14 protein-coding genes are annotated in these 12,240 nt (G+C 54.1%); all 14 read left to right on the forward strand.

The annotated features are described in order from the left end of the window. The first annotated feature begins 12 nt into the window (after positions 1–12). Entirely contained in the window at positions 13–588 is a 576-nt protein-coding gene (locus tag EBA31_RS08510) for a phage baseplate assembly protein V (RefSeq protein WP_238387503.1), read from the forward strand. A gap of 32 nt (positions 589–620) precedes the next feature. Next, on the forward strand, positions 621–980 hold the full coding sequence (locus EBA31_RS08515; RefSeq protein WP_122078357.1) for a GPW/gp25 family protein: 360 nt from the start codon (positions 621–623) through the stop codon (positions 978–980). Beyond that, a complete protein-coding gene (locus EBA31_RS08520) occupies positions 955–1,869 on the forward strand; it encodes a baseplate J/gp47 family protein (protein ID WP_122078359.1) in 915 nt (304 codons plus the stop codon). Before EBA31_RS08515 ends, EBA31_RS08520 begins: the two co-directional genes overlap by 26 nt. Then, positions 1,859–3,007 (forward strand): phage tail protein I, encoded by a 1,149-nt coding sequence (locus tag EBA31_RS08525; RefSeq protein WP_122078361.1) that lies wholly within the window; start codon positions 1,859–1,861, stop codon positions 3,005–3,007. Before EBA31_RS08520 ends, EBA31_RS08525 begins: the two co-directional genes overlap by 11 nt. Continuing rightward, on the forward strand, positions 3,007–4,353 hold the full coding sequence (locus EBA31_RS08530; protein ID WP_122078363.1) for a phage tail protein: 1,347 nt from the start codon (positions 3,007–3,009) through the stop codon (positions 4,351–4,353). Before EBA31_RS08525 ends, EBA31_RS08530 begins: the two co-directional genes overlap by 1 nt. Continuing rightward, the gene (locus EBA31_RS08535; RefSeq protein ID WP_122078216.1) at positions 4,350–5,078 is read left to right on the forward strand and encodes a tail fiber assembly protein; all 729 of its coding nucleotides are present in this window, start codon (positions 4,350–4,352) and stop codon (positions 5,076–5,078) included. The genes EBA31_RS08530 and EBA31_RS08535 overlap by 4 nt, the downstream gene beginning before the upstream one ends. 52 nt (positions 5,079–5,130) lie before the next feature. Further along, a complete protein-coding gene (locus tag EBA31_RS08540) occupies positions 5,131–6,672 on the forward strand; it encodes a phage tail sheath C-terminal domain-containing protein (protein ID WP_122078218.1) in 1,542 nt (513 codons plus the stop codon). After that, positions 6,669–7,175, forward strand: coding sequence for a phage major tail tube protein (locus EBA31_RS08545; RefSeq protein ID WP_017892548.1), 507 nt, complete (start codon positions 6,669–6,671; stop codon positions 7,173–7,175). Before EBA31_RS08540 ends, EBA31_RS08545 begins: the two co-directional genes overlap by 4 nt. Positions 7,176–7,233: 58 nt before the next feature. Continuing rightward, positions 7,234–7,533, forward strand: a complete 300-nt coding sequence (locus EBA31_RS08550) for a phage tail assembly protein (protein WP_122078220.1) — start codon at positions 7,234–7,236, stop codon at positions 7,531–7,533. Between the two features lie 99 nt (positions 7,534–7,632). Continuing rightward, positions 7,633–9,258 carry a hypothetical protein gene (locus tag EBA31_RS08555; RefSeq protein ID WP_122078223.1) on the forward strand — a complete coding sequence of 542 codons (1,626 nt, stop codon included), beginning with the start codon at positions 7,633–7,635 and terminating at the stop codon, positions 9,256–9,258. Next, entirely contained in the window at positions 9,258–9,716 is a 459-nt protein-coding gene (locus EBA31_RS08560; RefSeq protein ID WP_122078225.1) for a phage tail protein, read from the forward strand. The genes EBA31_RS08555 and EBA31_RS08560 overlap by 1 nt, the downstream gene beginning before the upstream one ends. Then, positions 9,697–9,906, forward strand: coding sequence for a tail protein X (locus EBA31_RS08565; protein ID WP_369982328.1), 210 nt, complete (start codon positions 9,697–9,699; stop codon positions 9,904–9,906). The genes EBA31_RS08560 and EBA31_RS08565 overlap by 20 nt, the downstream gene beginning before the upstream one ends. A gap of 3 nt (positions 9,907–9,909) precedes the next feature. Further along, on the forward strand, positions 9,910–11,031 hold the full coding sequence (locus EBA31_RS08570; RefSeq protein WP_122078365.1) for a contractile injection system protein, VgrG/Pvc8 family: 1,122 nt from the start codon (positions 9,910–9,912) through the stop codon (positions 11,029–11,031). Positions 11,032–11,157: 126 nt separating this feature from the next. Further along, positions 11,158–11,694 (forward strand): fimbrial protein, encoded by a 537-nt coding sequence (locus EBA31_RS08575; RefSeq protein WP_122078368.1) that lies wholly within the window; start codon positions 11,158–11,160, stop codon positions 11,692–11,694. Positions 11,695–12,240: the final 546 nt, after the last annotated feature.

Here is a 12,240-nt window from a genome sequence, read left to right on the forward strand (position 1 = left end):
CGGGTTGCCAATATGGTCCGCCGGGGGGTTATTCATTCTGTACGGCATGGCCAGCAACCGGCCTGCCGCGTCGAACTGGGCGATATCATCACAGCCTGGCTTCCTCTGTGTATGGGTTTTTCAGGCGCAAATCGCACGGAGTCCAACCCCTGCGCAGTTGGGGACCCTGTGACCGTGTTATCTGAGGCCGGCGAACTGAATAACGGGCGGGTGCTTCCCGGTGGTAATACGGGCGTCATGCCGGCGCCAGAAGGCAGCGACGCGGAGCACATCACCCGATACAGCGACGGCGCCGAGTTTCGCTACAACCGCGAAGCCCACGCCTTTACGCTGACGCTACCGGAGGGTGGCACCTATGAAATTATCGGTAAAGGGACGTTACGCGGGCCGGTAGAGATAACGGACACGCTGACGGTGAAAGGGAAAACGGAACTGCAGGCGGATACTGCAGTCACCGGGGACCTGTCCGCCACAGGGAAAATCTCCGACGGCAAAAGCTCTCTGGACCGGATCCGGGAAATTTTCAACGACCATAACCACCCCGATCCGCATGGCGGGGACACCGACAAACCGAACAACCAAATGTAACCCGCTCCGGCGGTTTTTTTTATGGGGGCACTATGCAGGGAGTTAATGCAGCCAACGGTAAACGCCTGGCGGATACGTCTCACTTGCGCCAGTCCGTCTTTGACATCCTGACCACGCCGATCGGTAGCCGCGTTCTGGTCCGGGATTACGGCAGCGATTTACTGGACCTGGTGGACAACCCCCAGGACGAAAGCACACGGGTGCATATCATTGCCGCCACGGCCAGTGCCCTGGCGAAGTGGGAGCCGCGTCTGCAGGTGAAAACGGTAGCGGTCCAGTTTGCCGGCGACGGGCAATTTGATTTGACGATTTACGGCATCAACACAGAAACGGGCTACCCGATCACTTTGGAGGAGTTAACGATAAATGGCGACCAATTCCGCGACGATTAACCTTTCAGAATTGCCCGTTCCTGACGCGGTGAAAGTCCCTGACCCCGCGCTGATTTTTGCCGGCTGGCTGGCGCGACTCCGCGAGCTGGACCCGGATTATGATGCCTTGCTGGAGTCTGACCCGGTGTTTAAACAAGGGGAGGTCCTGGCGTATCACTCAACACTGATCCGCCAGGGCATGAATGACTCTATTCGTGCGGTGCTGTTGGCAAGCGCCCAAGGGAACGACCTGGACCAGTTGGGCGCTAATTTTGATGTGTTGCGCTTGCTGATAACACCGGGCGACCCGAACGCCGTCCCGCCAGTGGCACCAGTCTATGAAGACGACGAGGCGTTTAGAACCCGGATACAACTGGCATGGTCCCGGTTAAGTACCGCCGGCGCCGAAAACACCTACACCTTTTTTGCCGCGTCTGCAGACCCTGACGTTTTAGATGTTCGGGCATACGGCCCCGAAGATCATCAACTGCTTGGCGAGGTGTATCTCTATGTGTTGTCCCGGACCAATGGGGGGATCCCGTCGGCGGAGGTGCTGAAAAAGGTTGCCGAAGCGGTCAATAAAAAAGAGGTTCGACCGCTGACCGATTTTGTCACGGTGAAGCCGGCGGAAATGGTGGATTTTGAAGTCATTGCAGATATCCAAATCCCCTACGGCCCGGACACTGACACGGTGATGAAAGCGGCAGAGGATGAGCTGGCCAAGTACCTGGCTATTGTTAACCGTCTCGGCCGGCTGGTGTCGTGCTCGGCCATTGACCGCGCATTGCATCAAGCCGGAATAGTGACGGTAAAACTCACTTCACCCGCTGCAGATATCAGCATGGCAATGGGGCAGGCGCCGCGATGCTCAAAAGTGACGCTGCGTAAGGTGATCATTAATGCCGAATAAATTTAAAACCCTCCTCCCGCCCAATGCCATCCCGGCAGAGCGCGCCCTGGAGCAGGCGACAATTGAGGAGGTGCTCTCTATCCCTGACCTGATCCGGATAGTGAAAAATCCGGCGTTGTGCCCTGTTGATCTGCTGCCGTGGCTGGCGTGGGAGTACAGCGTGGATACCTGGAACACGGATTGGACAGAGGCGGAGAAACGGGCGGCAATCGCCCGGGCGGCGTATATCCATCGACACAGGGGGACCCGGGCGGCGATCGAAATGTCGTTATCCTCTTCACCGTTCGCTAGCGATGTAGTCGAGTGGTTCGAAAAAACGCCCCGGGGAGAGCCTTACACGTTCTCTCTCGATGTGACCCAGGACGACCGGCCGATCACGTTAACGGACGTGCAGGACCTGAAAAGCGCGGTAATGAAAGGTAAAAACCTGCGCTCCTGGTTCGATGTGTCGTTTAAAGGCAGCCTGGACGGTAAGGCGATTTTAGCCGGCTACATGATTGCATCTGAGTCATTCTCAATCATCCCTGTGTTTGAGTTTATCGGTGTACATATCAACGGCTGGATGACGTCGGAGTTTGCGCCTACGTCGTCGTTTGATGGGGCTGTTTACACGCTGGTAACGCAAGGCAACTTTGGCGCGATCACCTGGCACGTAACAGGCCCGGCGACGGTGGCCAGTGACGGAACGGTAACAATCACCGGTCCCGGGGCAGTCGCTATCACGGGGACAGATGCCCGTAACCGCTCGATCAGCCACGCAATCAACCCTGTTCGTTACCTTGTTCCCACGCCGGCAGATATTCAGCTTAGCCAATCTGATATGCCTGCGTTTATTGAAAAACAGGGCGGCAGAATGTGCCTGGTTGAGGATTTAATTCGTTGGCCGCAAGCCGGCGGAACGAAGGTCCGCGAAATGGGGCATCTGTGGGGGGAGTGGGGAAACATGGCAGCCTACGGCTGGCGCAAGTTTTGGATGGGTTCAACCTCGGAGGAAGCCCGCTGGGTTACTGCTTCCCCGGGGAGTCCCTCAAATTTCAGTCGGTTTGTGCGGTTAACCTCTGCGACAACCGGCAGCGTTTCGCCGTGGGACCCTAACGATTATTCGACGGCTGCAGTGATTGAAGTGGAGAAAAAATAATGGCCTCAGGATTAATTTTAACCGCCGTCGGCGCCGAGGCGATAGAGACGGCTTATCAGGCCGGTGAGGTGGTCACTATCCCGATCGTCGCGTTTGGTGATGGTGGCGGGGCCTCTGTGACCCCTGACCCTGCAGTAACCAAGCTGGTTAATAAATTTGGGGATGTGCCCTTTACGCAAGGGGATTCGGGTAGCGGCATGATTGCCGGCCAGGCAGTTATAAACGCCCGTGAATATCCAGGGAAAGTGGTCCGTGAGTTCGGGCTGATGAGTAGCGCCGGCGTTCTGATTGCCTATGGCGCCTATCCCGACAGCTATCTACCGGAGCAAAACGACTCCATCGTAAAAGAGCTGGTGATTAGCTTTGCCATGCCGCTGGTACACGCGGAAAACGTGGTACTGGAGATTGATCCGAATGTATCGGTATTGACGATTGAAGAAGCGGACGCCCGTTATCTTTTCAGGAAGGGCGACACGGCGACGGGCGACCTGGGCGCCCCAATGTTCCAGGCAAACGGCACTAACGGCATACCGGCCGGCGCAGGCATGTACAAGGAGCAATTAGATAACCACGCCCCATTTTATTCACCTGATTATCACTGGTCTGTGACGCCAGGAAGCACTTATATCCCCCTCGTTAAAGGGCGAGGCACTCGAAAAGGCAAAGGGTGGCCGACGGCCGTCAGCTTTGGCTACCTTATGCCAGGAACGGATATGCACGCGCATCCTGTCATCCATGCTATCGGTGATAGCGGGATGGAGTGTATTTGGGAGTTTGATACCCAAACCGGAGGCCTAAGAAGTAAAGCCGGGACGTTTGCAATAGAAGAACAGCAACCGATTGTGCCGCTGCCTTTCTCGGGTGATTCCCCGCCGCCTGGCCATGCCTTAATGCTGGGACAGGCCTTTGATAAAAACGCCTATCCGCGCACGGCGCAGGCGTACCCGTCGGGTGTTTTCCCCGACATGCGAGGCCGGACTATTTTGGGGAAACCGGATGATCGCGGCCCGTTATCGTTGGCTGATGGTGAGGTTAAGAGTCACGGCCACGGCGGTGAAGTGGGCAGTGCTGACCTGGGCAGTAAAGAAACGACGCAAGCCGGGGCATTTCAGCCAAAAATTCGCGGTTATCACTCAAACACTGCGATTGATGGCGGCTGGAGTGAACGGTTTTCATTTGAATTAGGCCGAGATTTATCAGACTTCCCTCTGGTAGAGGCAACACCCAATCACTCCCACTGGGTAGATATTGGCTGGCACGGCCACGGCCTGCGTATCGATGCGTTCGGTGCAGCAAGAAACACCGTTGATAACATTGCATTTAACTACATTGTGAGGCTGGCATGACAGAGAGCTTTGAGTTTTCGGATATTCCCCGTTGGGTATGGGTTTACCGCTTTGACGATGCCGGCATTTTTACCGGCTCCCTCAATTTTTACGTCGCGCCGCACACGGGACTACCGGCGAATTGCACCCCGTTGAAGTGTAACCCGAAGGCGGGCCAGGCGGGCGTATGGGATGGCACAAGCTGGACGTATATTCCCGATGTGCGCGGATCAACCTATTGGGATCCGCGTGGAAATCAGTTTGTCATGATGGAGCTGGCCGCGCTGCCTGAATGGGCCGTAACCGCCGCGCCGCCGGCTGCAGAACCTGGCCATGCGGTTTTGCATACGGGCGACGGCTGGCAGCAAATTGAAGACCGATCAGGGCAGACCTACTACACCGCCGACGGTCGCCCCCAGGCAGTGCCCGACCCCTATTTTATCTTGCCCCCTGACTGCACCTTTACGCCGCCAGCAACGCCCTGGGACCAGTGGGACGGTGAGCAGTGGGTAACAGATACCGATGCCCAACAGCGGGCCGCTGTAGAGCAAGCCGCGCAAATCCGGCAGCAGTTGCGGCAGCAGGCAGATCAGCAGATTGAATTGCTTAACGACGCTGCAGAGACAGGAATGAGCGAAGAGGGCGATGATCAACGCCTGGCCAACTGGAAAAAATACCGCGTGCTGTTAAGCCGTGTTGATATCGGCCAGGCCCCCGATATCCCCTGGCCCGCGTTGCCAGCCTGATAAAACAACCCCCTGACCGCCGCCGGCGGTTTTTTTATGCCTGGAGATAACAATGGCAGATTTACATGGTGTGGAAACAATAGAGCTGAATATCGGCTCGGTAGCCGTGACAACCATTCAGACCGCGATTATCGGGCTGGTGGGTACGGCGCCAAACGCGTCTAAAGGGACGGTAGCAAGCCGGACCACGGGCACCCCGTTGCTGGATAATGAGCTGACGTTTAACGCCTCAGAGCCGGGGCGCCTGGGCAATCAGTACAGTGTTAAGGCAGTCGCCGGCGCTGCAGAGGCGAAAACCTCGGCCAGCTATGCGGCCGGGGTGCTGTCGATCATCCTGGGCGCAGATACAGAGGGCGTGATAATCGCGACCGCGGCCGAGGTGGCTGCAGCGGTGAAGGCGGTGGCTGATAGCAAAATCATTGCCGTTGAAACCACGGCGCCGGGGATTGTGGCGCCATTCACGGCCCTGTTAGCCGGCGGGACCGATGAGCCGTTTCCGCTGAATACGCCGGTGGCCGTGATGGGCGGCACCCAACTAAGCGCCCTCGGCGCCGCCGGCACGCTGGGCGAGGCGATTACGGACATCACGGACCAAACGAACGCGCTGATCATTGTCGTGCGTGCGGCGGATAAAGCGGAAGGTAAAGCCGCTGCCGTGCTGAGTACGGAAAAGGGCGTGAAGTTAACGACCGAAGGCGGGGCGAAATTGCTCACAGAGCAGACCTTTGCCGTAGAGCAGGACATGCGGGCTAATCTTATCGCCGCTATGGGCGCCTGGTCATTAAGTGAATCGATCACCAGTTACCGGCCGCGCATTTTGATTGCCCCGGGTTTCAGTGAAGACGATGTGATCGGGAAAGCGCTGGAAACGGCCGCAAACAAATTGCGCGCGGTGGCCTATGTTGATTGTGAATCGATGGCCACGGCTCAGGAGGTTGTCAGCCGCCGCCAAATGTATGGCGCCCGGGTGGAGCTGTTACGCCCGCGAGTCTCGAAAGTGAAAGCCAACGGTGAAATCACCTTTCGCCCTTATTCCGCGTTGGCGGCAGGCCTGCGCGCGCGGATTGATTTAGAAAAGGGCTGGTGGTGGAGCAAGTCCAATCAGGCGATCGCGAACATCCTCGGCGTTGAACAGGTAGACGAGTTTATCCTCGGCGATCGTAACTGCCAGGCCAACTTACTGAACATGGAAAACGTCACGACCATTATCCGCCGTGATGGTTTTCGGCATTGGGGTAACCGCCTGTGTATCCAGGATCCGCAATGGCAGTTTGAATCAGTGCGACGTACTGCAGACGTTATCGAGGACAGTATCCAGGAGACGGCTTTGCTGTACGTCGATCGGCCGCTCGACCTGGAGAATATCGATGACATCCTGGGCACGATTAACTCCTATATGCGCACGCTGACCAAGCTCAAAGCCATTTTTGGCGGCCGGGCCTGGCTGGATGAGGAACTGAACACCACCGAAACCCTAGCGGCCGGTGAGGTCTATATCGATTATGACTTTGGGCCGAAATCACCCACAGAACGGATCACGATGCGGGTTCGCATTAATAATCAATATGCAGTAGAGGAGCTGGGGACGGTATGAGCGATAAAGCAACGGTAAGAGCTTGGACATTTTTTGCCGGCGGTTTCCGTATCCAGGGCGCGCATGAGTACACGCCGCCGGAACTGTCGATCGTCAAAACAGACCTGCGCACCGGCGCGCAGGATGCCCCCACGCCGATGGATGACGGCATGGAGGCGCTAACCTGCCAGATCAAGTTTTATGGCATCGATACGGACATGCTGACCCGATTTGGTTTTGTGACGGGCAATCGCAATCGCTTTGCGGCCTATGAGGGCTATCTCAGCAACGGCCGCGCACTGGGGGCGATTGACGAGATAGAGGGATTTGTTTCGAAAATTACGCCTGACGCCCGGGATAATCAGGCACTGTCAGAAAAGGCGACCACGGTCGAAATCGCGATCAATTACTACAAACAAACGTTTGAAGGTCGCGAGCTGTTCGAAATCGACACGGAGCGCTTTATTCGCCGTGTGAATGGCGTGGATCAGTTGCGCGGCATCGCCGCCAAAATCCGCCTTTAATCCTTAATCACCCTTGCTATCAAGCGGCCCGTGGGCCGCTTTTTTATTGGAGCTTTATATGAATTACCCAGGTCAGAAAGAAGAAATTAAATTTTACACCCCGCTTACGTTGAAGGATGGCAGTCAATTAACGAGTGTCTATATGCGTGAGCCATTGCTAAGGGACCGCCTCGATTACTCTAAAAACCCTGGGAACGCAGTCGAAAAAGACGCGGGAATGATGGCGAACCTTTGCGATATGAATATAGAGGATATGTATTTATTGACTGCCGCAGACTATGCGCAGGTTGAGGCAGCGTTTAACCGTTTTTTGCTGCCACCGGACGAGCGACAGAAAGCGAAATCCAAAAAGCGTTAAGGCTTATGGGCCGTCGATTGCATTACACAATGGCAGACTGGTTAACCATGCCATTCTCAGTGTTTTGTCAATTTATAGAAATTGAATTGGAGCATATAAATGACAAGCATTAGCCAGAAAATGAATGCTTCCATTAATTTTGGCGGCAATATCGACTCAAGCTGGGGACAATCTACAGCCGGATTAAATAAAGGCTTAAAAACAGTTACCCAACAATCGGGAAAATTGACCGCGCAGCAAAAGAAATTGCGGGAAGCAATTTTAAAGGCGAAAAATGAAGGGAAAAACATTAATGAATTAAAGTTGCAATATGACAAAGTGGGCCGCGCCATCAAGCGGGCCAATGATGAGCAGGAGGAACTGAATCGCAATTTAAAACTGGCCGAGCGACTGGAGCGGCGCCGCGAGCGCTGGGGAAAAGTAGGGCAGCTCGGCGGGCGTCTGGGCCGGACGGTCGGCACGGGGTTAGGGGTTGCCGCAATAGGCGGTTTAATTGGTGCCGGTATTGGTGCCGTAATGACCCCTGTCAGTATGAATGCAAAAACGGCTGAATCTGTAGGTAAGGCCCGCACCTATGGGGTGGGGGTTGAAACCTATAACGCCTGGGATAGTTATGCGCAGCAGATGGGGCTGAATGGTGAAAATTTTGGCGACTTGCTGGAAGAGTTAAAAAACAAGGTCGGCGAGTATAAAGCGACCGGGGAACAAAGCTCCCTCAATGATGCTTTTAAAATGCTGGGGTTCGGTGCCGGCGATTTGGCCGGCATGAACAATGAGCAGATGTTTGAAAAAATAATGGGGCGTGCGCTGACGCATAAAGACGAGCAGGAGGCGGCGTCCGCGGTCGATATGCTGATGGGGGGTGAAGCCAATAAAATCCTGACCTACATGCGCCTGACCGGCAAAAGTTACAAGGAGATGATGGATCAGCAGAAACGATACAACCTGGTGACGAAGGAGGGCGCTGATGGGGCCATTCGTGGCAACATTGCTTTCAATAACTTGCGCACGGTCTGGGGATCCTCTGTTGAAGAAATCGCCGGCAAGTTAGGTAACGACCTGGCGCCGATGGTGACAGAATTGGCGGACGAGCTATCCGACTGGTTTAAAAATGGAGGCATTGAGGTTATCGCCTCCACCATTAGAGAATCCTGGATCCCTGCGTTAATTGAATTTGGTAACGGTTTAATCACATTTAGCAAAGTAGCCATGAGTGTTGCCCGATTTTTATCTAAATTCGTCCCTGATGAAAATGAAGATAAAAAAGATGTATTACGCTCTCTAAGTCTTAATGGTTCAACTGAAATAGCCAGGAATACAGCAGAAAGGAATGGGTTAGGCGCGTGGTTTGATGAACAATTGAAAGCTAATCCTAATTTGGTAAAAGAAGCTGTAAAAGCTAATACAGACTCTAAAGGTTGGATGTTTAGAGACAATAAAGCATACGATAAAAATATTGACGATATATTTAATAAAACGGTGAATAAAGAGGAAGGTGATCCGGTACTCAGTAAATTCTCAGAAATGATAGGGAGTATTAGCGGCTCGGGTAGCGGTGAGAAAGCGCCGGTTACGGACAATCGCCGGCAGCAGGTCAACATGACGGTGATCGCTCAGCCAGGCCAGGACCCGCAGGCGGTGGCGGATAGCGCCGTAACGTCAATGAAAAACCTGGATGTATTTAACGGTAACAACGCAATGCATGACCCTGCGGAGGTCTGGTAATGGTGGACATTATCGGCACGATCACGGGCGCCTACGATGAACGGCGGCCGGCGGACAGCGCCAGCATTATGATGATGCTCGGCAACTTTGAGTTTTCTATCGACACGGCGACCTATAACCAGCTGACGCGGGAGGCAAGTTGGCGCTGGAGTGAACAGGAGCGGATCGGCAAACAGGACTTGCTGCAGTACACAGGGAAATCCGCCAGGACGGTCAAAATGGACGGGGAAGCGCATTCTCAGTTTCGGAACGGTGTGGCCGGCATCGATGCGCTTTATGATCTGGCCGACAAAGCCGAGCCTCAGCAATTGGTGAGCAGCGCCGGCGATGTGCTGGGCTGGTGGGTTGTTACCGAATTTTCCGACACGACGCCGCTGTTTTTACCGGGTGGCGCCCCCCGCAAGAAAACCTACTCGATCACGATAAAACATTATGCCGATGACCTATCTAACCCGTGAGGGTGACGTGCTGGATGCCGTCTGCGCGGCCCACTACGGCACGGAGAACCTTTCGCAGACCGTTGTAACGGTTTTAGGCGCTAATCGCGAACTGGCGGCGCTGGGGGCTGTTTATCCGGCAGGGTTAATCATTACCTTGCCGGACATAGAGACGCCAACGCCTGAATCACCGATCCAGCTATGGGATTAACCGATGCAACAAAAACAGCCGGCCGAATTCCGGCCAGAATTCCGCATTATTGCGGAGGGGCGGGATATAACCGCGATCATTCGTGAAAACCTGGTGGATCTCAGCTTAACGGACAACGGCGGCGCCACGGGCAAAACTGATGAACTGCAAATTACCCTCCTGTCGGAAACGCTAAAACTCCCGTCAAAAGGCGCCCGTCTGAGCGTTGCCCTGGGCTTTAATGGCCAGTTGGTTGATAAGGGTTGGTTTGTGGTGTCTGGCCGCGCCAGTAGCGGGCCACCGCGCAAGATCCAGCTTTACGCCACATCGGCCCCAATGAACGCGCAAAAACAGCCAGGTGATGTGCAGAGCCAGAAAAGCCGCAGCTGGGACGGCGTGACGCTGGGGGACATTGTGAAAACGGTGGCCACCGATAACGGCCTCATCCCCAAAATAGCCACGCAGCTGGCCAGTATCGCGATAGAACACATTGACCAGGTGAGAGAGTCCGACGCGGCGCTTATGACCCGCCTGGCGCGTGCGCATAACGCGGTAAGCAAGGCCGCCGGTGGTTATTGGTTGTTCCTGGAGCAGGGGGAGGCGACCACCGCCAGCGGTGGCGCCCTCAGTAACGTAACGATAACCCGGGAGGCGCTATCCTCGTGGAGCTATTCAGATGGCCAGCGCGGGGCCACAACGGGAAAGCCGGCGAAGACTGCAGACGGTAAGGGCAAAAAGGGCAAAGTGAGCGTTGCCTATTTCGACCCCGCTGATGGTCGAACGAAAACGCAATCACTGGAGCATGATGGGCCTGACCAGTCCAACCCCTTCACGCAGCCGAGCAAAGCCCAGGCGGACAGCAGCGCCAAATCAAAAATGACGCAGGCCAACCGGAACGAAAGGCGAATGACGCTAAGCGGCCCGGGCCGGCCGCAGTATGTGCCGTTGACGGCCGAAAGCCGGATAACAACGGCGGGATTTGGTGAGGAAGAGGATCGCACCTGGTTAATCGAGTCCCTTGCATTTTCTTTGAGCAGCTCAGGCCTGACGATGGCGTTTAACCTGGCAAAAGATATTAAACCACCTGCCGGCAGTAAAGGTGCGAAGAAGAAAAAGAAATCCGATGGCATTGGCTATTTCGATTAACTTCCTGGTGATGCGAGGTGATTGTTTTTATCTGTCTTTGGCACAACAGCTAAGAATTTCCATTTCTTATTTGTGGTTATATTTTGGTTTTGCCAATCACGGCGCAATTAAAATACGGAGATTACTATGTTTGCAAAGAAATTAATGGCGGTTTCAATTCTCTCTCTGGGAATGGTAGGTTCCGTCTATGCTGTAGCTGATCAAGGGCATGGCAAGGCAGCGATGGTTGGGAGCATTGTTAGTACGCAGCCTACCTGCTCACTATCACCTGAAAGTGTTGATCAAACTATCGATTTTGGTCAGATTGCCGATACGGTTTTGCAGGCCGGTAATGGATCTGGCAAATCAACACCTCGCAATTTTTCAATTAATCTGGAGAATTGCGAAGCCGGTGGGGGCAAGAGCGTAAATGTCACTTTTTCTGGAGCGGCAGGTAAAGATGGGCGTCTTGGTATTTCAGGAACAGCCAGTGGCGCCAGTATTGCATTTACAGATGGTGCGGGTGAGGTGATTAAGCTGGATCAGCCAAGTAAAAGTTTTGCGTTTCAAAATGGCAATAATACTCTTTCTTTTGCTGCTTATCTTCAGGGTGATGGTGTACCGGGAAACATTAAACCGGGCGATTATCAGGCTGTGGCTAATTTCACGCTGAATTACCTATAATTGAACGAAAAGTGAAGAGGCGGTTGAGCCGCCTCAATGAGTTTGCCCTGGTGCTGATAGTATTTTTATTTTTTTATAATTCCGGTATATACCGCTCGGATAATGTTTCCGATTCTTGCTGCCACGCGCTTTAAAATCGATGCTGGCTTGCATTTCTCACAGTAACCCGGTTCGCCATTGGACCAGTCAGATTCATCGCCTATCCATAACCCGCACGTTCTGCAAAACGTCATGTTGTACGCAGACATGATACACCTCCATATGAAAATCATTATGAATGGTGCGTGTATTGTTTTGGAGTTGCAAATGGGTATTACCGATCAATTAGTTGCAGATTGATCGTTGAAAACGATCGTTGCGCCGCAAAAGTAGGTTCGGAGGTATTATAGACCGGCGCCGATGCCGGGGTATCGTGCCTCTGCTGCGGGTACAGTGCAGGGATTGGGTGTCGTAAGGCTGGTTGATAGACAGATAGGCGAACTGTAGCTTTGATATCACAAAACTTCCGCTGCAAGCGTTTGTTCAGCTCGATAGTCAATGCCGAAG

Source organism: Serratia sp. P2ACOL2, from assembly GCF_003691565.1.
Classification (GTDB): Bacteria; Pseudomonadota; Gammaproteobacteria; order Enterobacterales; family Enterobacteriaceae; genus Serratia; species Serratia liquefaciens.